The organism is Rhodococcus sp. C3V, assembly GCF_029269915.1.
Classification (GTDB): domain Bacteria; phylum Actinomycetota; class Actinomycetes; order Mycobacteriales; family Mycobacteriaceae; genus Rhodococcus_F; species Rhodococcus_F qingshengii.
On record NZ_JARJBE010000015.1, the window covers coordinates 1 to 23,557 of the forward strand.

Genomic DNA, 23,557 nt, shown 5'->3' on the forward strand with positions numbered 1-23,557 from the left:
CGAGGATGCGTTCATGAAGTTGACCGGGGACGATGTCCAGTACCACGCATCCGGTGTCGATCCGGGTGTCGGTGCACACCACGCAAATACGCAGCAGGCAAATACGCAGCAGGCAAACACGCAGCAGGCTATGGGAGGTGCACTGTAATGGCTGTTCTCAGTGCTGAACGTATCAAGATCACCACGACCAAGTCGCCGCTGTGGTGCACGATCATCATCATCGTGCTCGGGTTGGGACTCGCTACCGTTTTCGGACTGAGCGCCAAGTCGTCGCTCAGCAGCCCCAACGGTGCAATGATGCCGACAGTTTCGGGGGCACTCAGTGGAGTGACCGGCTTCGGTGTGTTGGTTCTGATGATCATGGCGGCTCTCGCGATCACCAGCGAATATCGTTTCGGGACCATCCGCACCACCTTCCAGGCAGTTCCGAACCGCGCCTCGGTGCTCGTCGCCAAAGCGGGCCTCATCGGTGGGTTCGGAGCGGTGCTGACTCTCGTGTTGTCGTTCGGCGCCTTCGCCCTCACGAAGGCCACGGCAGGTGACGCCGGAAGATTCTTGACTCTGTCCGGCGACGAGAACTGGCGGGTCGTCTACGGAACACCGATCTACGCGTTCTTCTGCGTAGTTCTAGCAGTCGGAGTGGGCGCGTTGCTCCGGCAGTCTGCAGGTGCGATCGCGCTTCTGCTGTTGTGGCCCTTGCTGATCGAGAATCTTTTCAACCTGTTCGGAAGTATCGGCGCGAAGATCATGCCGTTCCTGCCGTTCATGAACGCCAACAACTTTCTCGGTTCCAGCGGTGGCGTCGATTTCCACTGGGGACCCTGGGGCAGCCTGATCTACTTCGCCCTCTTCGTGCTCGTCGTATTCGGTCTCAGCATCGTCGTCGTGAACAGGCGGGATGCATAGGCACACGGATCAGGCGGGCTGATTCTGCTTACGCCAACGGGCGTTGAGGAAACCCAATGCCGCGATCACGAGGAACAACACGGTGGTCGAGATCAACTGTGCACGGGCATCGGCGTCGAAGAGCATGAGGACGACGAACACACCGAGCATCGCGAGTGTCGCGTAGCTCAGATACGGGAACAGCCACATCCGAACCGTCAGCTTGCCCGACGCTTCGAGTTGTTTTCGCAGTCGCAGATGCGAGACGACGATGAAGATCCAGATGACGAGCAGCGCAGCGCCGACTGCGTTGAGCAGGATGCCGAGCAGGTCGTCGGGGAGCAGCCAGTTGAGCAGGACGCTGACGAAGCCGAAGAACACCGACAGCAGAACGGCATTGGTCGGAACTCCGGTGCTCGACAATTTCGCCATGAAGGCGGGTCCGTCGCCGCGGCGCGAAAGTGAGAACGCCATGCGAGAGGTGCCGTAGATGTTGGCGTTGAAGGCGGAAAGCAACGCCACCACTACGACGAGTTCCATGAACCCGGCAACGCCTGGAATGTTCGCCTTGTTCAGGACGGCCACAAACGGGCCGCTCTCGAGTTCGGGGTCGTTCCAGGGCAGCACCAGAACCATGATCGAGATGGCGCCGATGTAGAAGACGCTGATGCGCCACACGACGCTCCGGACAGCGACGGCGATGGAGCGTTCCGGATTCTCGGATTCGGCTGCGGCGATGGTGACGATCTCGATCCCACCGAAGGCGAATGCCACGACGAGAAGTCCTGCGGCAATGCCGGACAGCCCGTTGGGCATGAAGCCGCCCTGGCCGAACAGATTGCTCGTACCGACCGGGTCGGTATCGGGGAGGATGCCGAACACCAGCAGGACACCGATGACGAGGAAGGCGATGATGACGGTGACTTTGATTGCGGCGAACCAGAACTCGAACTCACCGAAGTTGCTGACTTTCGCCAGGTTCACCACGGCGAAGAACACCACGAAAACCAGGGCGACAACCCATTGCGGGATCGACGGCACCCAGTCGTTCACGATCGCCGAAGCCCCGGTGATCTCGGCGCCCAGCACCATGATCAGCATGAACCAGTAGAGCCAGCCCATCACGAAGCCGGCCCACTCGCCGATCCCCAGGCGCGCGTAGTGAGAGAAGGAACCGCTGGCCGGGATCGCGGCGCCCATCTCGCCGAGCATGCGCATCACGAACACCACGACGGCGCCCGCAAGGATGTAGGAGATCAGGACGGCCGGCCCGGCCTTGGCGATACCGACGCCGGTTCCGAGGAACAGGCCGGCGCCGATGGCCGAGCCCAGGCCCATCATCGTCAGATGGCGGACCTTGAGACCGTGGCCGAGAGCAGTGGTTGTTCCGTCGGAGACGTCGGTGCTACTCATCAGTCGTTGGCGTGCAAAGCAGCGTTCAGTTCGACGCCGGTGCCCTTCCACGGCACGACCTCGACGGCACCCGAGACCGAGTTACGACGGAAGAGAAGGTTCGACTTGCCGCTCAGTTCCTTGGCCTTGACGACGGTTCCGTCCGGGCCGGTGACCTTGGTGCCGGCGGTGACGTAGAGGCCCGCTTCGAGGACGCAGTCGTCGCCGAGCGAAATGCCGAGGCCGGCGTTTGCGCCGAGGAGGCAGCGCTTGCCGAGGGAGATCGTTTCCTTGCCTCCACCGGAGAGGGTGCCCATGATCGAGGCGCCGCCGCCCACATCGGATCCGTCGTCGACGACGACGCCCGCGGAGATGCGGCCTTCGACCATCGAGTTGCCGAGGGTGCCGGCGTTGAAGTTGACGAAGCCCTCGTGCATGACGGTCGTTCCGCTGGCGAGGTGTGCACCGAGTCGGACACGGTCCGCGTCACCGATGCGAACTCCGGACGGCACGACGTAGTCGACCATGCGGGGGAACTTGTCGACGCTGAACACGGTCACGACGCCGCGGATGCGCAGACGCGAGCGAACCTGCTCGAAACCTTCGACGGCGCACGGGCCGAAGTTGGTCCACACGACGTTGCTGAGCAGGCCGAACTGGCCGTCGAGGTTGACACCGTGGGGTGCGACGAGACGGTGCGAGAGGAGATGGAGGCGCAGGTAGACGTCATGTGCGTCGACCGGCGCCTTGGAGAGATCGGCGATGGTGGTGCGCACGACGACCTGCGATACCTCGCGAGCGTCATCAGTGCCTGCCAGCAGTGCAAGATCGGAAGGAATATCTGTTCCCTCGACGTTCTCGGTACCGGTCTTGTCGAATGTTCCCAGCTCCGGTGCCGGGAACCAGGTGTCGAGGACGGTTCCGTCCGCGGTCACGTTGGCGATACCTACTGCTGTTGCTCCCTGTGCGCTCACGGGACTAGAGATTACTGGGTGGTGGGTGCACCGGCCTAGGCTGGTGCGTGTGAGCATCCTCGATCTTGCTTCGGACCCCATCGACTTGACGGCCGCCCTGGTCGACATCCCCAGCGTCTCGCACGACGAATCCGTCATCGCGCAGGCTGTCGAGGATGCGCTGCGTGAGCAGACTTCGGGCTTCGAGATCATCCGCAACGGCAATGCCGTGTTGGCGCGTACGTCGCGTGGTTTGCCCAGTCGGGTCATGCTCGCCGGACATCTGGATACGGTGCCGATCGCGGACAACGTTCCTTCGCGGCGTGACGGCGACATCCTGCACGGCTGCGGGACCGTGGACATGAAGTCGGGCGACGCGGTCTTCCTACACCTTGCGGCCACCATCGAGAACCTGGCCCACGATCTGACCCTCGTCTTCTACGACTGCGAAGAGATCGCCGCAACGTACAACGGCCTGGGACGGATCGAACGCGAGATCCCGCAATGGCTCGCGGCGGACGTCGCAATTCTCGGTGAGCCGACGGCCGGTTTCATCGAGGCCGGGTGTCAGGGCACGATGAGGGTGCGGTTGACGGCTTCGGGAACTCGCGCCCATTCGGCCAGGTCCTGGCTGGGGGACAATGCCATTCACAAGTTCGGCGGAGCGTTGGAGCGGTTGTCGAGTTACCAGCCGCGCTCGGTCGACATCGACGGTTGCGGCTACCGCGAGGGCTTGTCGGCGGTGCGGATCTCCGGTGGCGTCGCCGGAAACGTCGTCCCGGACGAAGCCGAGATGGACGTCAATTTCCGATTCGCGCCCGATCGCAGCGAGGTACAAGCCGAGGCGCACGTGCGCGAAGTGTTCGACGGTCTGGGCCTCGGATTCGAGGTCACCGACTCCTCGCCTGGCGCGCTGCCCGGCTTGGCGAACCCGTCCGCTGCCGCCCTGATCGAGGCGGCCGGTGGTCAGTTCCGTGCGAAGTACGGGTGGACCGACGTGTCCAGGTTCTCGGCGCTCGGCATTCCTGCCGTGAACTACGGACCGGGTGATCCGAACCTCGCGCACAAGCGCGACGAGCACGTTCCGGTGCAGCAGATCACCGACGTCGCGGCCGTGCTGAGGAAGTATCTGTCGGCCTGACCGTTAGCCTTGCCGCATGGCACCAGAGAAGAATTCGGCTTCGAAGAAGCAGAGCTCGTCGATCAAGCACCGCGGGCCGGTTCAGCTTCGACGCAAGCGCAAGGACGAGAAGACCACGACGGATCAGCGCTTGCTCGACAAGCGCGGACCCACGGATTGGGTACACACCGATCCGTGGCGTGTGCTGCGTATCCAGAGCGAATTCATCGAAGGTTTCGGCGCACTCGCCGAGGTCCCGCGTGCGGTGACGGTGTTCGGTTCGGCCCGCACCACGGTCGATCATCCCGAGTACCAATCCGGGCGCGAGCTGGGAACGGCGTTGGCCGAGGCCGGGTACGCCGTCATCACCGGTGGTGGGCCAGGAGTGATGGAAGCTGCCAACCGCGGTTGCAGTGAGGCCGGCGGGTACTCGATCGGCCTCGGCATCGAGTTGCCGTTCGAGCAGGGACTCAACGAGTGGGTGGATCTCGGAATCAACTTCCGGTACTTCTTCGCACGCAAGACGATGTTCGTGAAGTACTCCCAGGCATTCATCTGCCTGCCGGGTGGCTTCGGAACACTCGACGAGCTGTTCGAGGCACTCACCCTGGTGCAGACCCACAAGGTCACGCGCTTCCCGATCGTCCTGTTCGGTACCGAGTACTGGTCCGGACTCGTCGATTGGATCCGCGGCACCCTCGAGCGTGACGGCAAGATTTCCGAAGGTGACGTGAACTTGCTGCACGTCACCGACAGTGTGGAAGAAGCAGTACGAATCGTCCTCAACGCCGACAAGGGCGTCGACGAGGCCGCAGATCTGGGGAAAGAAGAAGAATGGTGACCGATTCCGACAAGAAGTACTCGATCTGCGTCTACTGCGCGTCGGGTCCGGTGGACGAATCGTTCCTGGCGTTGGCTGCCGAGGTGGGAACCGCGATCGGTCGACGCGGATGGCAGTTGGTCTCGGGTGGCGGCAACGTGTCGATGATGGGCGCTGTCGCCGAGTCCGCTCGCGCGGCGGGTGCCTGGACCGTCGGCGTCATCCCGAAGCCCTTGGTGCACAAGGAAGTTGCCGACGTCGATGCCGACGAGCTGATCGTCACGGACACCATGCGCGAACGCAAGAAGCTGATGGAAGAGCACGCCGACGCGTTCATCACGCTGCCCGGCGGAATCGGGACGCTGGAAGAGTTGTTCGAGACGTGGACAGCCGGCTACCTGGGAATGCACGAGAAACCTGTCGTGATGCTCGATCCCGTCGGCCACTTCACCGGCCTGCTCGAGTGGTTGAAAAAGCTCGACGGGACCGGCTTCGTCGGGCGTCAGGCGCTGGACACTCTGCTGGTGAGGACGGACGTCGAGGCCGCGCTCGACGCGTGCGTCAAATCCTGATCAGACGCGTGCGTGAAACCCTGACCTGGGGCATGGCGGGCTTTATTACCGTGCAGTAAGGTGGCCGCAGACTGGGCGGCCGAATGGGCGCCGGATACGTGTTAGGGGAGCCATGAGTTCGGAAGCCCGTTCGACCGTCGGCCTGCTCGATCTGGCGGCAAAACTGCCGTCGATGATCACCGAGGTGCCGATCCTGGCGCGGGGGGCCGCCGGGCTCACCCGTAAGCCTTCGGCCAAGGAATCGATCGGGTTGATCTTCCAGAAGGCCGCGCACGCGCACCCGTCGCGCCCGTTCATCCGGTTCGAGGGCCACGCGACCAGTTACGCGGAGGCCAACGAACTGGTGAACCGCTACGCCGACGTCCTCCGCGGACGAGGAGTCGATCGCGGAGACGTCGTCGGAGTGCTGGCAAAGAACACCCCCGAAGCCCTGCTGATCGCGTTGGCCGCCGTCAAACTCGGCGCGGCTGCGGGCATGTTGAACTACAACCAGCGCGACGACGTTCTGGCACACAGCCTTACGCTGCTCGACGCGCGCGTCCTGGTGGTCGCCGACGAGTGCGAAGAAGCCCTCGAATCGTTGCCCGCCGGATTTAGCGGACCGAACCAACTTCTCGTCAGCGAACTCGCGGATCTTGCGAAGACGGCTGATCCGTCCAACCCCGCGGTCACCGCCGAGGTGCTGGCAAAGGAGAAGGCGTTCTACATCTTCACCTCGGGCACCACCGGAATGCCCAAGGCCAGCTTGATGACTCACTTCCGTTGGTTGAAGTCGATGTCGGGGCTCGGGTTGATGGGCGTGCGCTTGCGCGGCTCGGACACCCTGTACTGCTGCCTGCCGCTCTACCACAACAACGCGTTGACGGTCTCGCTGTCCTCGGTGCTCGCGTCCGGTGCGACGATCGCGATCGGACGTCAGTTCTCGGCCTCGCGGTTCTGGGACGACATCGCACTCAACAAGGCGACCGCGTTCACCTACATCGGCGAACTGTGCCGCTATCTGCTCAACCAGCCGGTCAAGCCGACCGACAGCGACAATGCTGTTCGGCTGATGGTGGGTAACGGTCTGCGCCCTGAGATCTGGGCCGAATTCACCCAGCGGTTCGGCATACCCCGCGTCGCCGAGTTCTACGGTGCGAGCGAATGCAACATCGCGTTCGTCAACGCACTCAACGTCGACAAGACAGCAGGCATCTGCCCGTTGCCGCACGCCGTCGTGGAGTTCGACGAGGACACCGGAAAAGCGTTGCGTGGAGCCGACGGTCGACTCCGCAAGGTTTCCACGGGTCAGGTCGGACTCCTGCTGTCGAAGGTCACCGACCGGGCGCCTTTCGACGGTTACACCGATGAAGCGGCGAGCAACAGCAAACTGGTACGCGGCGGATTCAAGGACGACGACACCTGGTTCGACACCGGAGACCTGGTGCGCAAGCAGGGATGGGGCCACGTCGCCTTCGTCGACCGTCTCGGCGACACCTTCCGTTGGAAGGGAGAGAACGTCGCCACCACGGAGGTCGAGGGCGCGCTGAGTTCGCACCCGGCCGTCGAGGAAGCAGTTGTCTACGGCGTCGAGATTCCGGGCACCGACGGTCGCGCGGGCATGGCGGCGGTCAAGCTGCGGGACGGTCAAAGCTTGGAGGGAAGTGAAGTCGCGGCACACCTCTACGGCAAGCTCCCCAACTACGCGGTCCCGCTGTTCATCCGCATCGTCGACTCACTCGAACACACCAGCACTTTCAAGTCGCGCAAGGTGGAATTGCGCAACGAGGGTTACGACGTCGGCGCCGACACTCTGCACGTTCTCGAAGGCCGCGAGGGTGGTTACGTGGACTCGTACGACGAATACGTCGGAAAGGTCGCGGCGGGCTCGGTGCCCAAGGGCTAGATCAGTCGAGACGTTCGGGTTCGGACAATTCTTTACGGAGCGATCAGATATAGGTGAGGGTGAGTCGTGATATTATTACCGGAATCAGATTGCAGGATGACGGCAGTTCTCGGAAAAGGGTAACTGACTTGCGCTGGGCCAATCTTGATACTCGCGAAACTGGAATCGAAAGTGTGGCGGTTTTGATCGACTGGATTCGCTCGGGAATGCTCGTGCGGATTCATAATCGAGAATATGGAGATCCCCAGGTTTACCTTATAGATGGAATTTCAGAGAAGGAGCTATCTGCTGGACTCGATGTCGAGGGTGTCGACTTGCTCATGGCACTCTCCGAGGTGTAGTAGAGTGTCGGTTAGAGGCTAATCTTGAGATTCATATGCAATGATGAGCGCTCGTCGATATCCTAGTTCCGCACACGGTTGGCGCTGGCTGCTCCCGTTCCATTGAACTGACACGGCTGTGAAATATTCTTGTGTGTCACGAATGGTCAGTAGAGGGTTTAGCTGAATACATGCGACTTTAACAGCGTCTTCGAATTTCCAGGGACCGTTAGCGATCTGCAGTGGTCCGCGCGTTACCTTGGTATTGAACAAATGGCGTGTGGGGATTGAAACAATCCACTCCATTCCTCGAAACAGGACCCGGCGCTGGTGCATCTCCACGATCAGGATTGCTCTGATAGTTTGTGCCAGCCGAAAACTGTCTGTCTCTCCGAGTCTGGGGCGTAGGAGGGCCACATGTTCCGAGATTTTGTTTAGCTTCGCCTTAGTCTTGCGAGGGCTCGATATTTGTCGAAATTCCCATCGCATTCGTTCCTCGAGTGGTATTGATGTCAACCTAAGAATCCCGTCGGGAGTTTTCACGGAACTTGATTCCGTCGCTCTTGGGAGGTTCGGGCAAGTGATTCTCTGCTTCGAAGCGCAAAGGAGGTTAGTCCCGATCCAATTAGAATAGAGACGATTGTTCCGAACAAGTTTTCAATTGCCCACGCGCTGAATGATTTTCCCGTAAGTGCAGTCGATGTCCAATCGAGATAATATCCAGCGAGTCCAAATGCTCCATATGACGTAGCGTATGTAATCCATAATGTCAACACTTGCCAGTCTTTGTAACTCACATATGAAGGCAGTGGACGGAACATCGCTGGCCAAATGAGCAGAGTGCCGCCGAGTGTTGCCGCGGCAAGTGCTGCGGACCAGTCGATGTTCAAGACACCTAAGATAAATCCGGTAGTGGCCGCATAGATAATCCGGCGAATTATTGCATTTCGACTATTGGCATCTCGGTACCATTTGATTTCATTTGGTTGCATATCGCCGAAAATTAGGTCGGAGACGGCAAAATAAGGCCCCAAGTTCCTATTGTCCAAATTCACTGCGATCGCAAGTAGGAAGCCGGGGACGACTACCCATGGCCACGATGTCACTAGGAACTCCAATACGTTTCGATAGCAGCCACCTTCGTTCGGCCGATCTAAGCATATGAACGGTTGGTGGCGTGCTTGACTAAGGGTTGCTGCTGGCGGCAAATGCGGTAGGTGCCCAAGGGCTAGACCGAGTTCCGTCATGCCAGTATGAGTGGCATGTCTTCACTACCCGGTTCTACCGCGCAGCCAGGTCCGGCGCCCACCCTGTGTGGGCGTCCGGTCGCGGTCGACCGTGCACTGGTGATGGCCATCGTCAACCGCACTCCCGATTCCTTTTACGACCAAGGCGCGACGTTCTCGGATTCGGCAGCGATGGCTGCCGTCGACAGGGCCGTCGACGAGGGCGCCGATCTGGTGGACATCGGGGGAGTGAAAGCTGGGCCCGGCGACCTCGTCGACGCCGACGAAGAGGTCAGGCGAGTCGTTCCGTTCGTCGCCGCGATCAGAGCCAAGTACCCCGAGCTGATCATCAGCGTCGACACCTGGCGGAGCGGCGTCGCGCGGCTGGCACGCGCCGAAGGCGCCGACCTGATCAACGACACGTGGGCGGGTGCGGATCCCGACCTCGTCCTGGTTGCTGCCGAGACTGGTGCCGGGATCGTCTGCTCGCACACGGGTGGCGCGGTTCCGCGCACCCGCCCGCATCGTGTCCGCTACGACGACGTCGTCGCAGATGTGGTCACCGAGGTCGTGTCGGCGGCAGAGCGCGCCCTGGCACTCGGGGTTCCGCGTGACGCGATCCTGATCGATCCCACCCACGATTTCGGTAAGAACACCTTCCACGGGCTCGAGTTGTTGCGGAAAGTGGACGTTCTTGTAAACACCGGGTGGCCAGTGCTGATGGCGCTGAGTAATAAGGACTTCATCGGGGAGACTCTTGGTGTGGAGCTTTCCGAGAGGTTGGAGGGAACATTGGCAGCGACAGCAATGGCCGCGGCGGGCGGCGCCCGGGTGTTCCGTGTTCACGAGGTGGCGTCCACCCGTCGAGTCGTCGACATGGTGGCCGCGATCCAGGGACGCCGTGCCCCGGTACGTACGGTTCGAGGTCTGGCATGAGTATCACCGGTGCGGGCCCGACCCGCGTATGGGCAGAAGCCAACAGTTGGGACCATCCGAGTTGGACGGTCGCAGAACTCGAACGGGCGAAGGGCGGCCGAACCGTCTCGGTGGTGTTGCCCGCGCTCAACGAAGAGGACACCGTTGCTGCGGTGGTCGACACCATTCATCCGTTGCTCGGTGGTTTGGTCGACGAGTTGATCGTTCTCGATTCCGGTTCGACCGACCGTACCGCCGAGCGTGCTCGCGCGGCGGGGGCGACGGTGATCAGTCGTGAGAGCGCAGTCCCGTCCATCCCGCCGACCGCGGGCAAGGGTGAGGTGCTGTGGCGTTCGGTCGCCGCAACGACCGGCGATCTGATCGCATTCGTCGACTCCGATCTCATCAATCCCGATCCGGCGTTCGTGCCCAAACTGCTGGGGCCGCTGCTCACGGTTGACGGCATCCATCTGGTGAAGGGCTACTACCGCCGTCCGCTGCGCGTGAGCGGCACGGAGGATGCCAACGGCGGCGGGCGAGTCACGGAATTGGTTGCGCGGCCCATGTTGGCCGCGCTGCGGCCGGAACTCACGTCGGTACTGCAACCGCTTGGCGGTGAATACGCGGGCACCCGTGAGCTGCTGTCCGCTGTCCCGTTCGCGCCCGGCTACGGCGTCGAGATCGGCCTTCTGCTCGACACGTACGACACGTTGGGGCTGGCGGCGATCGGTCAGGTCAATCTCGGTGTGCGCAAGCATCGCAACCGGCCGCTCGCCGACCTCGGTGTGATGAGCCGGCAGATCATCGGAACGATGCTCCGGCGGTGCGGGATCGAGGATTCGGGTGCCGGGTTGACCCAATTCCTGGTCGACGGCGATTCTTTCGTGCCCGAGACCACCGAGGTTTCGCTACTCGATCGACCCCCGATGAATTCGATAGTGCGCACCGCGGGGGTCTGACCGCTCACACTCGGGTATGGGAGTATCGGTCCATGATGACGATCCTCCTGTACCTGATTGTCATGGCTCTGGTCGGCGCGATGATCTTCCTCGCCGCCAGCGCTGTGTTCGGGCGCTCGGAAGAGCTGCCGCCGCTGCCTCCTGGCACGACGGCGACCGTACTCCCGGCAGAGGACGTCACCGGGGCGGATGTCGACGCGCTGCGTTTTCAGCAGGTGCTGCGTGGCTACAAGGCGAGTGAAGTGGATTGGGCCCTGCATCGCCTCGGGTTGGAAATCGATTCTCTGCGTGCACAACTGGGCCGTGACGAGCGGTCTGAGGTCCTGGTGAAAGCGGATGCTCCGGCCAAGGCCGAAGCATCGCAGGAGGAGCCTGAGACCGTATCCGAATCGAAGGATTCCCAGGGCTGATGGCCGACGGACTCGTTCGGTGCGGCTGGGTGGTCGAGACGCCCGGCGACACGCTCTACCGCGACTATCACGACGAGGAGTGGGGGCGTCCGCTGCACGGGCGCGACGAACTGTTCGAACGACTCGCCCTCGAAGCATTCCAATCGGGACTTTCGTGGATCACGATTCTGCGCAAACGCGAGGCGTTCCGCGAAGCCTTCGACGGGTTCGATCCGGACAAGGTCGCAGCGTACGGAGTTGCGGATGTCGAGAGATTGCTCTCCGATGCCGCGATCGTCCGCAATCGCGCGAAGATCGAGGCGACGATTTCCAACGCCCGAGTGCTCGTGAATTCGCCCGATCTGGACCTCGATTCGTTACTCTGGTCGTTCTCGCCGCCTCGACGCACCAGAAGACTGACATCAATTGCAGAGGTTCCCGCGGTCACTCCCGAGTCGACTGCCATGGCTAAGGAACTCAAGCGGCGCGGGTTCAAGTTTGTGGGTCCTACCACGGCTTATGCGCTCATGCAGGCCACCGGAATGGTCGATGATCACGTGGCTGATTGCTGGGTTCCGGTGCAGGTGTGACGGTCGACTGAACACCCCTAAATGTGACTCAGATTCCCGGTTCCCGCATCCATAGGGAACAATGGAGGGTACGAGCCTCGCTGATTGTTGGCGGGGCGCACCGTTAGTCGAGGCGCAGAGCAATGCAGCGCAGATCTGGAGGGAGCAGAGGATGGCGGCCATGAAGCCCCGGACCGGGGACGGTCCCCTCGAAGCAACCAAAGAGGGACGAGGAATCGTCATGCGGGTTCCACTCGAGGGTGGCGGACGCCTCGTCGTCGAGCTGACCCCGGATGAAGCTGCAGCGCTCGGTGTGGAACTCACGAACGTCACCAGCTAGTCGGGTCCAGGTTGTAGCAGTACGAACAACAGCACGTGATTGCACGCAGGCTCCGTATCCGTTTCGGTACGGGGCCTGAAGTGTGTGCGCACCGCCGGTAGCCGAAAGGACGGATCAATGCTTGCCGCCGTGATCGATCTTCTGTCCTGCCCGCAGTGTGCTGCTGATCTGGAATTGGTGGACGGCGCCGCCGAGTGCGACCGCGGACATCGATTCGATATCGCTCGCCAGGGTTACGTGAGCCTGATCAGTGGCGGTGCCACGAAGTTCACCGGCGACAGTGCCGAGATGATTGCCGCGCGTGCACGATTGCTCGGCGCCGGCCACTTCGGCCCGCTGATGGATGCCGTCACCCGAGCCTGCGCGACGACGGCGAGGTCGGATCCCGCGCGGATCGTCGAAATCGGCGCAGGCACAGGACAATACCTCGCACACGTCGTGGATTCGCTGCCTGATTCTCGGGCGATAGCCTTGGACGTGTCCAAGTTCGCGGCCCGGCGTGCCGCGAAGGTCCACGAAAGAATCGGTTCGATCGTCGCAGACGTCTGGCAACCACTACCCATTCGCGACGGAGCGCTCTCTCACGTGCTCTGTGTGTTCGCTCCTCGTAACGGTCCGCAGTCCCATCGAGTTCTCGCCGAAGACGGCGTTCTGGTGGTCCTGACGCCCACCGACAGGCATCTGCGCGAGCTGATCGACATTCTCGCGATGGTCCGGGTCGACGACCGCAAAGTGGAACGTCTCGAATCGTCGATGGCCGGATACTTCGAGCGTGTGAGTAGCGACGAGGTCGAGTTCACGATGTCACTCTCACACCAGGACGTCCTCGACTTGGTGGGGATGGGACCGTCGGCGAGACACCTGACGCCCGCCGATCTGGCTGCCGCCGTGGCGAAGCTGCCGCAGCCGAGCACCGTCACCGCGTCGGCGACGGTCTCGACCTATCGCAAGATCTGACGCGGATCAGCGTCTCGTGACGGCGTCCGCGTAGACCTCGAGCGTCTGCTTGGCGATTTCGGCCCAGGAGAACTCGTCGATCGCACGGATCCTGCCCGCACGACCCATCGCGTCGGCGCCTTCTCGGTCGGCGACAACGGCATTGACGGTGGCCGCGAGCGATTCCTCGAATGCGGTCGGCTCGTAGGCGTTGTAGTGCACGAGTCGACCGGTGACGCCGTCGGCGACCACCTCGGGGATGCCGCCGACGTCGGAAGCGACCACGGCGGTCTCACACGCCATGGCTTCGAGATTGACGATCCCGAGGGGTTCGTACACCGAAGGGCAGACGAATACCGTTGCTGCCGAAAGTATTTCCCTGATCTGCTCGGTCGGGAGCATCTCGCGCACCCAGTAGACATTGCCCCGGTGCCGGGCGAGTTCGGCCACCGCCTTCTCCGTCTCGGCGGCGATCTCCGGCGTATCGGGAGCGCCGGCGCACAGCACGAGCTGAATCTCCGGGTCGAAGTGGTGGGCTGCCGCGACGAGGTGCCCGACGCCCTTCTGCCTCGTGATGCGTCCGACAAAGGCCACGATGGGTTTTGCCGGGTCGACGCCGATCGACGCGAGTGCGGACTGTGCTCCCGGCGCAGATCCCCCGGGATGCCATACCTCGGTGTCGATTCCGTTGCGGACTACGTGAACGCGACTCGGATCGACAGCGGGGTACGCGTCGAGGACGTCGAGTCGCATACCGGAACTGACGGCGATGATCGCGTCTGCGTGCTCGACGGCGTTGCGTTCGGACCACGACGAGATCCGATAGCCGCCGCCTAGCTGTTCGGCCTTCCACGGGCGTCTGGGCTCGAGTGAGTGCGCGGTGAGGATGTGCGGCACGTCGTAGAGAGCCGACGCGAGATGCCCGGCCAGTCCGGTGTACCAGGTGTGGGAGTGGACGATGTCGACACCGGCCGCGGCGTCCGCCATGCGCAGTTCGGTGGAGAGCGTCGTCAGGGCCGGGTTGGATCCGGCGAGAGCGGGGTCGGGAGAGTGGACGATCGCGCCTTCGCGCGGGGCGCCCATGCAGTGCACGTCGACCTCGCACAGCCGTTTCATCTGAGCGACGAGCTCGGTTACGTGTACTCCTGCGCCGCCGTAGATCTCCGGCGGGTATTCCTTGGTCATCATCGCGACTCGCACGCGCTAAACCTAACCGCCCGTGGTCGATCCGGCTACCGATCACGTTATCCCCGACCGTTCGGAGGGGGACACGATCGGACCTCTCGGACTGCTTCGCTAGCGGGAGTTCACCAGTGCGGATAGGTTAGCGGTGTGAGAAGCCAGCCGCATGTGCTTGGAATCGTGCTCGCCGGGGGCGAGGGCAAACGCTTGTATCCGCTGACCGCGGACAGAGCGAAGCCCGCAGTGCCCTTCGGAGGTGCATATCGACTTATCGACTTCGTGTTGAGCAACCTTGTCAACGCGGGATATCTGCGTATTTGTGTGTTGACGCAATACAAGTCACATTCACTCGACCGCCACATTTCGCAGACGTGGCGATTGTCCGGGTTCGCGGGTGAGTACATCACCCCGGTCCCGGCCCAGCAGCGGCTCGGGCCGCGCTGGTACACCGGCAGTGCCGACGCAATCCTGCAGTCGCTCAATCTCGTTTACGACGAGGACCCCGAGTACATCGTGGTTTTCGGTGCCGACCACGTGTACCGGATGGATCCGGAACAGATGGTTCAGCACCACATCGAATCCGGGGCAGGCGTGACGGTCGCGGGTATTCGTGTACCGCGAAGTGAGGCTTTTGCTTTCGGCTGCATCGACAGTGACGAGTCCGGACGCATCACCCAGTTCCTGGAAAAGCCCGCCCATCCTCCCGGGACACCGGACGACCCCAATTCGACGTTCGCGTCCATGGGTAACTATGTGTTCACCACCAAGGTACTCGTGGACGCCATCCGCGCTGATTCAGAGAATTCCGATTCCGATCACGACATGGGCGGAGACATCATTCCCGCCTTGGTCGCCGCGGGTGAGGCGTCGGTCTACGACTTCAAGGACAACGTCGTTCCCGGTGCCACTGATCGAGACCGCGGCTACTGGCGTGACGTCGGTACCCTCGACGCCTTCTACGACGCTCACATGGACCTGGTGTCGGTGCACCCGATCTTCAATCTCTACAACCGTCGCTGGCCCATCCGCGGCGCCACCGAGAATCTCGCGCCCGCAAAGTTCGTGAAGGGCGGACTCGCGCAGGAATCGGTGGTCGGTGCGGGGTCGATCCTGTCCGCGGCGACCGTGCGCAATTCGGTACTCAGTTCCAACGTGATGATCGAGGACGGTGCGACCGTCGAGGGCAGCGTGCTGATGCCGGGTGTGCGCATCGGCAAGGGTGCCGTCGTACGGCGAGCGATCCTCGACAAGAACGTCGTCGTCGGTGACGGCGAAATCATCGGCGTCGATCTCGAACGTGACCGCGAACGATTTGCCGTCAGTCAGGGTGGCGTCGTCGCCATCGGTAAGGGCGTCTGGATCTAGAGCTTGCTCGCGCAGAGGAGGCCGTCACCGAGGGGGAGGAGGACTCGAATGAGTCGCTCGTCCTCGGTCACGGCCTTTGCCGCTTCTCGGACCGCAACCGTTGTCGCGTCGCGCGCGGAGCTGTCGGCAACGCGGCCGTCGGCCAGGGCGTTGTGCAGAACGATGACACCGCCGGAGCGCAGCAGGCGGACACCTTCGCGGACGTAGTGCGGGTGGTCGATCGCGGCGCAGTCGACGAACACCAGGTCGTAGCCGCCGTCCGCGAGCCGGGGAAGCACGTCGAGAGCCCGTCCGTTGATCAGGCGAGTGCGTGCCGGAGCGATTCCGCTTTCGCGGAAGGTCAGCTTGGCGGCCCGCTGATGTTCGGGTTCGCTGTCGATCGTGGTCAGGACGCCGTCGTCGCGCATTCCGTGCAGAAGCCACAGGCTGCTCACGCCGGCTCCGGTACCCACCTCGACGGCCGTCTTCGCGTCGAGCATCCTCGCGAACATCGCGAGCGTCGCACCGACGGCGGGCGTCACCGGATGGGCTCCGAGATCCAGCGCTCGATCTCGCGCCGCGGTCAAAATCTCGTCCTCGGAAACTACGTCCTCGACGTGGCGGAGTATCTGTTCGGCGTGGGTCACGCTCATGAGGTTATCGGGCGGTTCGGATTGTCGCTGCAAGGCGCGCAGTCACCAGGATTCTCAGGAATCCCTCAGGCTCCTCATATGGCGTGCACACCGCGATGAGAAAAGGTGTATACATCGCCGGATCGAAGATCGCACGGCGGTATCGATTTCTACCAAGTTGATCTTTCGCAGCTCGGTGATCGGGAACAAATCACAGCATCGGCTGGTTCTCCCGAATATCGCGCATCACGTGATTCGGACAACGCGGTGATCGAACTACGCGATCCCGAGCAGGAGGATCAACTTATTTACCAGGTCAACGACGAGCCTCGCCCTCGAGAGTCGGAAGTTTTGACGACGGAATCGGCTGTGGATTCCGAATTGATCGGCACTGCTGTGTTCGATGCAACTGGTGAGAAGTCCTCCATGCCGTCTTGGGACGAACTCGTGCGTCAGCACGGTGACCGGGTGTACCGCCTGGCCTACCGGTTGTCAGGCGATGCCCAGGATGCCGAGGACTTGACGCAGGACACCTTCATCCGGGTGTTCCGCTCGCTCTCCGATTATCAGCCCGGAACTTTCGAGGGCTGGTTGCACCGCATCACCACAAACCTGTTCCTCGACATGGTTCGCCGACGCAATCGCATCCGTATGGAAGCGCTGCCCGAGGACTACGACCGCGTTCCCTCGCCCGGTCCCGACCCCGAGCAGATCTACCACGACGCGCGCCTCGACGCAGGTCTGCAAGCCGCACTGGACTCACTCGCACCTGAATTTCGTGCCGCTGTCGTGCTCTGTGACATCGAAGGTCTGTCGTACGAGGAAATCGGTGCCACACTGGGAGTGAAGCTCGGAACGGTTCGTAGCCGTATCCATCGTGGGCGACAGGCGATTCGTGATCATCTGGCAGCGCAGCGCGCAGCCGAATCCGAACTCGTCGGTTTCTGACGGTCGGGTTCGAGCTACAGAGCGGGACGTGGTCAATCACCTGGAGGGACGAATGACGGAGGCGCGGGCACATCGCCAGTTCGGTTCGACCGAACATCTGGCCAGCGAGGCAATCGCTGCCTACGTCGACGGAGAACTCCGAATGCAGGCCTACTTGCGGGCCTCGCATCACATCTCGATCTGTGCCGAGTGCGCTGCGGCCGTCGATGCTCAGCAGCAGGCACGTGGTGCGCTGCGTCGAAGCGGCGAGATGACGATGCCGTTGTCCCTGGTGGGACTTCTCAGCCAGATTCCTTCGTGCAACAGTCCGACTACCGGGCCGAATTCGGAAAACGCCGACAGTTCCGTCGGTAATCAACCCGCCGGCTTCTCCACCATCAGCAAGAGGTTGTCCCGTCGCTGGCGCAAATGACGCCGCGCGCCAGCTTCCCGGCGCGGATCAGTGATACTGGACCATGTGACTGACGGAAAAAGGGGGCACTCCGGAGTGAGTTCGGATTCTTCGGCAAACGGTTCGGTGGACAGACCGGCAGATGCGCCGGTTCTCGACCCCCGTCCGGTCTATCGACCCCAGATCGATCCGGCCTCGCGCCAGGTGTTCGGTCGGCCGAGTGGAGTCGAGGGCTCGTTCACTCCGGTGGCCGCGCGATCGACTCCGTCCTCCGATGTCGTGATCGGGACTCCGGACCCGGTTCTGGCCGAAGCGTTCGGTCGACCCGCAGACGCCACCGAGTCGATCGGTCGCGATCCCGATGCGACGGCGAACAACACGCCCGACGAAGAACCGCCGCGTGATCCGTGGCGTGATCCTGAATCCGCCGTCTCGCTCGGCAAGCCCGCAGAGTCCGAGGCGCCGGTGCAGTTGCCTCCCGCCCAGAAACTCGACGTGCGTGAGCTGTTGTTCGGTCGCAAGGTCGCCCCCTCGGCACTGGCCGCGCTTGCGGGCATGGCGCTTGTCATCGCTCTCGTCGGTGGGTTGTTTGCCACTGTCATCACTGCCGATCGCAGTTCACTCACCAGCTCACGTGTCACGCTCGTTCAATCCGGCGGTGGGGAACAGCCGGAGTCTCAGGTGGCGAAGGTCGCCGACGCGGTACTGCCATCCGTGGTGTCGATTCAGGTCGCCGTCGGTGACCAGGGCAGCACGGGTTCCGGTGTGGTCATCTCGGGTGAGGGATACATCGTCACCAACAACCACGTGATCTCCTCGGCCGTTCCGCCCGCTCAGGACGCGAAGATCCAGGTGATCTTCTCCGACGGAACCAAGACCGACGCCCAGATCGTCGGACGTGATGTCAAGACAGACCTCGCAGTGCTCAAGGTGTCGGCGAACAATCTGACGGTCGCTCAGCTCGGAAAATCCGAGGATGTTCAGGTGGGCGACGACGTCGTCGCCGTCGGCTCACCGCTCGGATTGAGCAAGACTGTCACCCGCGGGATCGTCAGTGCACTGAACCGGCCTCTGCGGTTGTCGGGTGAAGGCACTGACACCAACGCCGTCATCGACGCCGTCCAGACCGACGCGGCGATCAATCACGGCAATTCCGGTGGTGCGCTCGTCGACGATGAAGCCCGCGTCATCGGCATCAACACCGCAATGCTCAGTGAGTCCGGTGGTTCGGTCGGGCTCGGCTTCGCGATTCCGATCGACACGGTCACCGAGGTGGCTCAGACCATCATCCGTGACGGCAAGGTTCATCACCCCGACATCGGCGTGAATGCCCGCACCGCGGTCAATGACGCGACCAGTGGTGCTGCGGTGGCCAACGTGCGCGACGGCAGCCCCGCTCAACGTGCGGGGATCGTCGAGGGTGACGTCATCGTCAAGGTCGGTGACCGACCGGTGACAAGCGCCGACGAATTGGTGGTTGCGGTCAACGCGACGACCGTCGATCAGCCTGTCAACGTTCAGTTGATCCGCGACGGACGGCAGGTCGACATTTCGGTCACGCCGGTGTCGGACTGATCGGACCCTGCGATCTTCCTGTGAGGTTGATCCGGACATGCGCGCACCGAGCGAGCACACAGTAGGCTGACCCTGTGTTTGGCAACATCGGTTGGGGCGAGTTCATGATCCTCCTCGTAGCGGCTCTGGTCATCTTGGGACCTGAGCGGCTTCCTGGTGCGGTCTCCTGGGTCACGAAATCCCTGAGGCAGGTGCGCGAATATGCTTCGGGCGCTTCCAATCAGCTAAAGGAAGAACTGGGCACCGATTTCGAGGATCTGCGTAAACCGCTCGCAGATCTGAACAAGCTGCGCGGAATGACGCCGCGCGCTGTGATCACCCAGCACCTCCTCGACGGCGACGACTCCATCTTCACGGGCAACTTCGACAAGAAGCCGCAGAGCGGAGTGCAGGAGCCGAAGACGCTGTCGAAGGACAAGCCACTCACCGCCGGCGAACGTCCTCCTGTGGACTTCGACGCCACCTAGATTCGACATACGCAAGGGCGCCTGTCACCGATCGGTGACAGGCGCCCTTCCGTATGAGGGGGTTCTACAGGTTGCGAACCGTGTTGATACCGAGCGACATTCCGGCCAGCCCGCGCTGACGGACGGCCAACTTGTCGGCGATGTCCTTGAGTGCGATGGCTGCGGGTGAATCGGGAGCGCTGAGGACGATCGGCGTCCCGGCGTCGCCTGCCTCGCGGACGGACGGATCCAGCGGGATCTGTCCGAGAAGCGGAACCTTGGCGCCGACGGCCTTCGTGAGGCGATCGGAGACGGTCTGCCCGCCGCCTTCGCCGAAGACGTCCATACGGGTGCCGTCGGGAAGTTCGAGCCACGACATGTTCTCGACGACGCCGGCGACGCGCTGGCGGGTCTGCAGGGCGATCGCGCCCGCGCGCTCGGCGACCTCTGCAGCAGCCTGCTGCGGTGTGGTGACGACCAGGATCTCGGCGCTCGGGATGAGCTGAGCCACCGAGATGGCGATGTCACCGGTGCCGGGCGGCAGATCGAGCAGCAGCACGTCCAGATCGCCCCAGAACACGTCGGCGAGGAACTGCTGGAGCGCGCGGTGCAGCATCGGTCCGCGCCAGACGACAGGTGTGTTGCCCTGGGTGAACTGCGCGATGGAGATCATCTTCACGTCGTGGGCGACGGGCGGCATGATCATGCGCTCGACCTGAGTCGGCTTGGCGTCAGTGCCGAGCATGCGGGGGATCGAGTGGCCGTAGATATCCGCGTCGAGTACACCCACGGACAGTCCGCGCGCGGCCATTGCTGCCGCGAGATTGACTGTCACGCTGGACTTTCCGACTCCGCCCTTACCGGAGGCCACGGCGTAGACGCGGGTGAGTGAACCTGGCTGGGCGAACGGGATGACGGGCTCGGCGGAATCGCCGCGAAGCGACTTGCGAAGCTCGGTTCGCTGAGCGTCGTCCATGACGTCGAGTTCGACGCGAATCGCACCGACCCCGGCGACGTCGGCGACGGCTTTGGTGACGCGTTCGGTGATCTCGGTGCGCATCGGGCAGCCGGCGGTCGTGAGATAGATGCCGATGTCGACGCTGTTGTCACTGGAGAGGGAGATCCCCTTGACCATCCCCAGTTCGGTGATGGGTTTGCGGATCTCTGGGTCCAGAACTCGCGCGAGCGCGGAGCGAACGTCGGACTCGGTCAGTACAGACATGACTCCATGGTAAGTCCAGGTAGGTCAGTGGATGCGCGGCAGGTCCGATGCGGCGGGCACGATGCCGGTGGAGTACCCGAGCGACCAGGCCAGAACGTTGGCGACGTAGGCGGCCGAGTTGTTGTAGCGGTGGATCGCGGAGGCAACCTGGGTGACGTCCTGCATGTTGAGTCCGCCGTCGCACAGGTACTTGCCGGTGGTCAGTGCGGAGTCGAAAAGGTTCTGCGGGTCGGCGATTCCGTCACCGTTGCCGTCACCGGCGTATTGGTTCCACGTGGACGGGATGAACTGCATCGGGCCGACTGCGCGGTCGTAGACGGTGTCGCCGTCGAGGGCGCCGCCGTCGGTGTCCATGATGACGGCCTGGCCGGGGAGGCTGCCGTTGAGTGGCAGGCCGATCACGGGCTTGTAGAGGTTGCCGTTCGCGTCGGCGTCCTTGCCGTCGTTGGCGTGGCCGGATTCGACGCGGCCGATACCGGCGAGGAGCGTCCAGTGCATGTTGCAGTTGGGCTTCTCGACGGCGAGGATCCGCTCGGCGTTCTGGTAGGCGGCGACGCTCACGCTCGGGATTCCGAGTGCTCCCTCGGCCATGGACGCGGGGAGCGGGGGAGTGGCCTGCACGGGAGCCAGCGGCGCGGGTTCCGGCGCGGGGGCGGGAGCCGGCTCGGCGATTGCTTCGACGGCGGGCAGAATCTGCGCCTGCGGCTCCTGCGTGGCTTGTGCGGCGGTGTCCACCGTTTCGGCGGAGCTGGTGTTGAAGAACGGGACCTTGGGAGCGGCGCCGGCCGTGTTGGCTGCGGTGACGAGTCCGATAGGGATGAGTCCGGTGAGCGCGATGACCGAATTTCGACGGATGTGCGAATCTGTCTTCTTGCTGTGCCGACCCACTGTGTATGCCTCCTGAACCTCCGCGAGGAGGTTTTCCGTTCAACTGACGGAGTCGAGGCTACCTGATTTGTTGCGTTTCCGTTATTCAACCGTGATCTAGAAGGGCAGTTTGGGGCATATGCACTGTTCTTTCGTGATTTTTCGGTTACAGAGCGGGCATGCCGGGTAGGCCCGGGAAGAACGGCACGAATGCCGGAGCCGGGGCCGGAGCGGGCTCCGGTGCGGGTGCGGGTGCCGGTGCGGGCTCCGGAGAGGGGGCGGCGGGTGGAGAGGATTCCGCGGGAGCCGCGTCGGTGGTGGCGGGTGCCGTGGCGGCCACTGCCATGCCCGGGATCGTGCACGGCAGAAGGATGCCGTCCTGCAAGGCGTCGAGGGCTGCGGGGTCCGGAAGGATCACACACATGTCGTCGGGCCAGCGCCATCCCTCGGCCGTCAGAATCGGCCACACGAGACCCCGTGAGGTGAGGACGGGGAGCGGGATGATCGGACCGGGAGCCGCATTCCGGGCGGCGTTGGGTCCCGGAGCGGGGCTGGTCGGCATGACGCCCGGCGGGATCAGTGCCTGGATCTCGGGTGAGAGTGCAGGCATGTCCGGCAGACCCGGGAAGAGGGGAGTGGTGGTCGGGGTCGGCGTCGTCGACGCTGATTCCTTGTCGCCGGCCGCCGGATCGGTAGCCGCAGCCGCGGCAAGTACGGCCGAAGCGGCGGAGTCTGCCGAGGCGGCGGCGTTGATCGCGGAGCTGCCGGTGTTGATGCCCGAGGTGTACGGCAGCTGACCGGAAGGAATGACACCGTTCTTGTATGCCGTCGACCACATGATCACGTTTGCTGCGTAAGCGGCCGAGTTGTTGTATCGCAGAACAGCTTTGGTCTCCTGGGCGACATCGCGCAGGTTGAGTCCGCCGCTGCAGAGGTACTTCGCTGCCGAGAGCGCCGCATCGAAGACGTTGTTGGGGTCCTTGATTCCGTCCCCGTTGCCGTCGCTGGCATATCCGGCCCAGGTGGCCGGAATGAACTGCATCGGCCCGACGGCGCGGTCGTGAGTGGGGTCGCCGTCGATCGCGCCCTTGTCGGTGTCCCGAATGACTTCGTTGCCTGCCAGCCGTCCGTCGAGGACGGGGCCGAGGATCGGGGTGACCGTCGTACCCACCGAGGTCGTCTTGCCGCCGTTGGCGTGACCGGATTCGATGCGTCCGATGCCGGCCAGAAGATGCCAGGGGATTCCGCATCCCGGTGCCTCGGTCATCATCACCAGCTCCGCGGAGCGGTACGCGTTCAGGACGATCTCGGGGATGCCCAGAGAGGTGAGGACGACGGCCGCAGCGTTGGGCGCTGCCGGGGCGCCGGCGACCGTATCGCTGGGCGGGGCCGATCTTTGCGTTCGGACCGTGCGGGGCGTCGGGAGGAAGTCGACAGAGTCCGGCTGCGCAATCGAGGCGGAGCCCGCCAGTGCGATCGGAACCTGTGACCCTCCGGTCGGTGCGCTTCCGGCAGTGAGGGCCGCTGGACCTGTGACGACGAGCAGTCCCCCCACCAGTGTGGATGCTGCAATCATTCCGCGTACTCGCACGATTCCCCTTTGCTGGCGCTCCCGCTCCGGAGTACCCACCGTGATATCCATATTGCTGTGACTTACGTTACATATCGG

At 63.0% G+C, this 23,557-nt stretch carries 23 protein-coding genes; 16 read left to right on the plus strand and 7 right to left on the minus strand.

Annotated elements, in window-relative coordinates; translation table 11 throughout:
- Nucleotides 1-147: 147 nt before the first annotated feature.
- Nucleotides 148-906, plus strand: a complete 759-nt coding sequence (locus tag P3G66_RS27735) for an ABC transporter permease (RefSeq protein WP_276117399.1) — start codon at nt 148-150, stop codon at nt 904-906.
- A 9-nt stretch (nt 907-915) separates the two neighbouring features.
- Here P3G66_RS27735 and P3G66_RS27740 read toward each other — a convergent pair whose 3' ends face one another.
- Nucleotides 916-2,298, minus strand: a complete 1,383-nt coding sequence (locus P3G66_RS27740) for an amino acid permease (RefSeq protein WP_073513025.1) — start codon at nt 2,296-2,298, stop codon at nt 916-918.
- Nucleotides 2,298-3,251, minus strand: coding sequence for a 2,3,4,5-tetrahydropyridine-2,6-dicarboxylate N-succinyltransferase (gene dapD, locus P3G66_RS27745; RefSeq protein WP_019749368.1), 954 nt, complete (start codon nt 3,249-3,251; stop codon nt 2,298-2,300). The genes P3G66_RS27740 and dapD overlap by 1 nt, the downstream gene beginning before the upstream one ends.
- Before the next feature lie 49 nt (nt 3,252-3,300).
- On the opposite strand from dapD, the gene dapE reads away from it, so the two are divergent.
- The 10 genes from dapE (at nt 3,301) to P3G66_RS27795 (ending at nt 13,302) form a co-directional block, all read left to right on the plus strand.
- The gene (gene dapE / locus P3G66_RS27750; protein ID WP_030536946.1) at nt 3,301-4,371 is read left to right on the plus strand and encodes a succinyl-diaminopimelate desuccinylase; all 1,071 of its coding nucleotides are present in this window, start codon (nt 3,301-3,303) and stop codon (nt 4,369-4,371) included.
- Between the two features lie 16 nt (nt 4,372-4,387).
- A complete protein-coding gene (locus P3G66_RS27755; RefSeq protein ID WP_003945176.1) occupies nt 4,388-5,191 on the plus strand; it encodes a TIGR00730 family Rossman fold protein in 804 nt (267 codons plus the stop codon).
- Nucleotides 5,185-5,742, plus strand: a complete 558-nt coding sequence (locus P3G66_RS27760) for a TIGR00730 family Rossman fold protein (RefSeq protein WP_276117400.1) — start codon at nt 5,185-5,187, stop codon at nt 5,740-5,742. Before P3G66_RS27755 ends, P3G66_RS27760 begins: the two co-directional genes overlap by 7 nt.
- A 112-nt stretch (nt 5,743-5,854) precedes the next feature.
- Complete coding sequence (locus P3G66_RS27765) at nt 5,855-7,627, plus strand: long-chain-acyl-CoA synthetase (RefSeq protein WP_003945170.1); 1,773 nt, start codon at nt 5,855-5,857, stop codon at nt 7,625-7,627.
- A 1,582-nt stretch (nt 7,628-9,209) separates the two neighbouring features.
- A complete protein-coding gene (folP, locus tag P3G66_RS27770) occupies nt 9,210-10,109 on the plus strand; it encodes a dihydropteroate synthase (RefSeq protein ID WP_030536944.1) in 900 nt (299 codons plus the stop codon).
- Nucleotides 10,106-11,047 carry a glucosyl-3-phosphoglycerate synthase gene (locus P3G66_RS27775; RefSeq protein ID WP_019749363.1) on the plus strand — a complete coding sequence of 314 codons (942 nt, stop codon included), beginning with the start codon at nt 10,106-10,108 and terminating at the stop codon, nt 11,045-11,047. Before folP ends, P3G66_RS27775 begins: the two co-directional genes overlap by 4 nt.
- Before the next feature lie 32 nt (nt 11,048-11,079).
- Nucleotides 11,080-11,457: a DivIVA domain-containing protein gene (locus P3G66_RS27780; RefSeq protein WP_003945181.1), complete on the plus strand. Its 378-nt coding sequence runs from the start codon at nt 11,080-11,082 to the stop codon at nt 11,455-11,457.
- On the plus strand, nt 11,457-12,026 hold the full coding sequence (locus tag P3G66_RS27785; RefSeq protein ID WP_030536943.1) for a DNA-3-methyladenine glycosylase I: 570 nt from the start codon (nt 11,457-11,459) through the stop codon (nt 12,024-12,026). Before P3G66_RS27780 ends, P3G66_RS27785 begins: the two co-directional genes overlap by 1 nt.
- A gap of 151 nt (nt 12,027-12,177) precedes the next feature.
- Entirely contained in the window at nt 12,178-12,345 is a 168-nt protein-coding gene (locus P3G66_RS27790) for a DUF3117 domain-containing protein (RefSeq protein ID WP_003945169.1), read from the plus strand.
- Between the two features lie 117 nt (nt 12,346-12,462).
- Complete coding sequence (locus P3G66_RS27795) at nt 12,463-13,302, plus strand: putative RNA methyltransferase (RefSeq protein ID WP_054832111.1); 840 nt, start codon at nt 12,463-12,465, stop codon at nt 13,300-13,302.
- Nucleotides 13,303-13,308: 6 nt separating this feature from the next.
- Here the strand turns inward: P3G66_RS27795 and glgA are convergent, their stop codons facing one another.
- Nucleotides 13,309-14,481 (minus strand): glycogen synthase, encoded by a 1,173-nt coding sequence (gene glgA / locus P3G66_RS27800; RefSeq protein WP_064075552.1) that lies wholly within the window; start codon nt 14,479-14,481, stop codon nt 13,309-13,311.
- Nucleotides 14,482-14,613: 132 nt separating this feature from the next.
- On the opposite strand from glgA, the gene glgC reads away from it, so the two are divergent.
- Nucleotides 14,614-15,828 (plus strand): glucose-1-phosphate adenylyltransferase, encoded by a 1,215-nt coding sequence (gene glgC / locus P3G66_RS27805; RefSeq protein ID WP_003945185.1) that lies wholly within the window; start codon nt 14,614-14,616, stop codon nt 15,826-15,828.
- Here the strand turns inward: glgC and P3G66_RS27810 are convergent.
- Nucleotides 15,825-16,460, minus strand: coding sequence for an O-methyltransferase (locus P3G66_RS27810; RefSeq protein WP_007736091.1), 636 nt, complete (start codon nt 16,458-16,460; stop codon nt 15,825-15,827). The two genes, glgC and P3G66_RS27810, sit on opposite strands and share 4 nt — an antisense overlap.
- A 330-nt stretch (nt 16,461-16,790) precedes the next feature.
- Between P3G66_RS27810 and sigE the strand changes: the two genes are divergently transcribed.
- From sigE to tatB, 4 genes are all read left to right on the plus strand, one after another.
- Nucleotides 16,791-17,387, plus strand: a complete 597-nt coding sequence (gene sigE / locus P3G66_RS27815) for an RNA polymerase sigma factor SigE (protein WP_029255812.1) — start codon at nt 16,791-16,793, stop codon at nt 17,385-17,387.
- A 52-nt stretch (nt 17,388-17,439) separates the two neighbouring features.
- Nucleotides 17,440-17,799, plus strand: a complete 360-nt coding sequence (locus P3G66_RS27820) for a hypothetical protein (protein WP_003945180.1) — start codon at nt 17,440-17,442, stop codon at nt 17,797-17,799.
- 75 nt (nt 17,800-17,874) lie between these two features.
- A complete protein-coding gene (locus tag P3G66_RS27825) occupies nt 17,875-19,353 on the plus strand; it encodes a trypsin-like peptidase domain-containing protein (RefSeq protein WP_064112472.1) in 1,479 nt (492 codons plus the stop codon).
- 74 nt (nt 19,354-19,427) lie between these two features.
- On the plus strand, nt 19,428-19,820 hold the full coding sequence (tatB, locus tag P3G66_RS27830; protein ID WP_003945177.1) for a Sec-independent protein translocase protein TatB: 393 nt from the start codon (nt 19,428-19,430) through the stop codon (nt 19,818-19,820).
- A 64-nt stretch (nt 19,821-19,884) separates the two neighbouring features.
- On the opposite strand, the gene P3G66_RS27835 is transcribed toward tatB, so the two are convergent.
- The 3 genes from P3G66_RS27835 to P3G66_RS27845 form a co-directional block, all read right to left on the minus strand.
- Nucleotides 19,885-21,021 (minus strand): Mrp/NBP35 family ATP-binding protein, encoded by a 1,137-nt coding sequence (locus tag P3G66_RS27835; protein WP_003945178.1) that lies wholly within the window; start codon nt 21,019-21,021, stop codon nt 19,885-19,887.
- Nucleotides 21,022-21,045: 24 nt separating this feature from the next.
- A complete protein-coding gene (locus tag P3G66_RS27840) occupies nt 21,046-21,909 on the minus strand; it encodes a lytic murein transglycosylase (RefSeq protein WP_003945171.1) in 864 nt (287 codons plus the stop codon).
- A gap of 145 nt (nt 21,910-22,054) precedes the next feature.
- Nucleotides 22,055-23,518 carry a lytic murein transglycosylase gene (locus tag P3G66_RS27845; protein WP_225320098.1) on the minus strand — a complete coding sequence of 488 codons (1,464 nt, stop codon included), beginning with the start codon at nt 23,516-23,518 and terminating at the stop codon, nt 22,055-22,057.
- Between the last annotated feature and the right edge of the window lie 39 nt (nt 23,519-23,557).

Bases quoted from the DNA above. Each gene is read 5' to 3' on its own strand.
- P3G66_RS27735 (WP_276117399.1), top strand. From the start codon at position 148: ATGGCTGTTCTCAGTGCTGAACGTATCAAGATCACCACGACCAAGTCG.
- P3G66_RS27740 (WP_073513025.1), bottom strand. From the start codon at position 2,298: ATGAGTAGCACCGACGTCTCCGACGGAACAACCACTGCTCTCGGCCAC.
- P3G66_RS27755 (WP_003945176.1), top strand. From the start codon at position 4,388: ATGGCACCAGAGAAGAATTCGGCTTCGAAGAAGCAGAGCTCGTCGATC.
- P3G66_RS27760 (WP_276117400.1), top strand. From the start codon at position 5,185: ATGGTGACCGATTCCGACAAGAAGTACTCGATCTGCGTCTACTGCGCG.
- P3G66_RS27765 (WP_003945170.1), top strand. From the start codon at position 5,855: ATGAGTTCGGAAGCCCGTTCGACCGTCGGCCTGCTCGATCTGGCGGCA.
- folP (WP_030536944.1), top strand. From the start codon at position 9,210: ATGTCTTCACTACCCGGTTCTACCGCGCAGCCAGGTCCGGCGCCCACC.
- P3G66_RS27775 (WP_019749363.1), top strand. From the start codon at position 10,106: ATGAGTATCACCGGTGCGGGCCCGACCCGCGTATGGGCAGAAGCCAAC.
- P3G66_RS27780 (WP_003945181.1), top strand. From the start codon at position 11,080: ATGATGACGATCCTCCTGTACCTGATTGTCATGGCTCTGGTCGGCGCG.
- P3G66_RS27785 (WP_030536943.1), top strand. From the start codon at position 11,457: ATGGCCGACGGACTCGTTCGGTGCGGCTGGGTGGTCGAGACGCCCGGC.
- P3G66_RS27790 (WP_003945169.1), top strand. From the start codon at position 12,178: ATGGCGGCCATGAAGCCCCGGACCGGGGACGGTCCCCTCGAAGCAACC.
- P3G66_RS27795 (WP_054832111.1), top strand. From the start codon at position 12,463: ATGCTTGCCGCCGTGATCGATCTTCTGTCCTGCCCGCAGTGTGCTGCT.
- P3G66_RS27810 (WP_007736091.1), bottom strand. From the start codon at position 16,460: ATGAGCGTGACCCACGCCGAACAGATACTCCGCCACGTCGAGGACGTA.
- P3G66_RS27820 (WP_003945180.1), top strand. From the start codon at position 17,440: ATGACGGAGGCGCGGGCACATCGCCAGTTCGGTTCGACCGAACATCTG.
- P3G66_RS27835 (WP_003945178.1), bottom strand. From the start codon at position 21,021: ATGTCTGTACTGACCGAGTCCGACGTTCGCTCCGCGCTCGCGCGAGTT.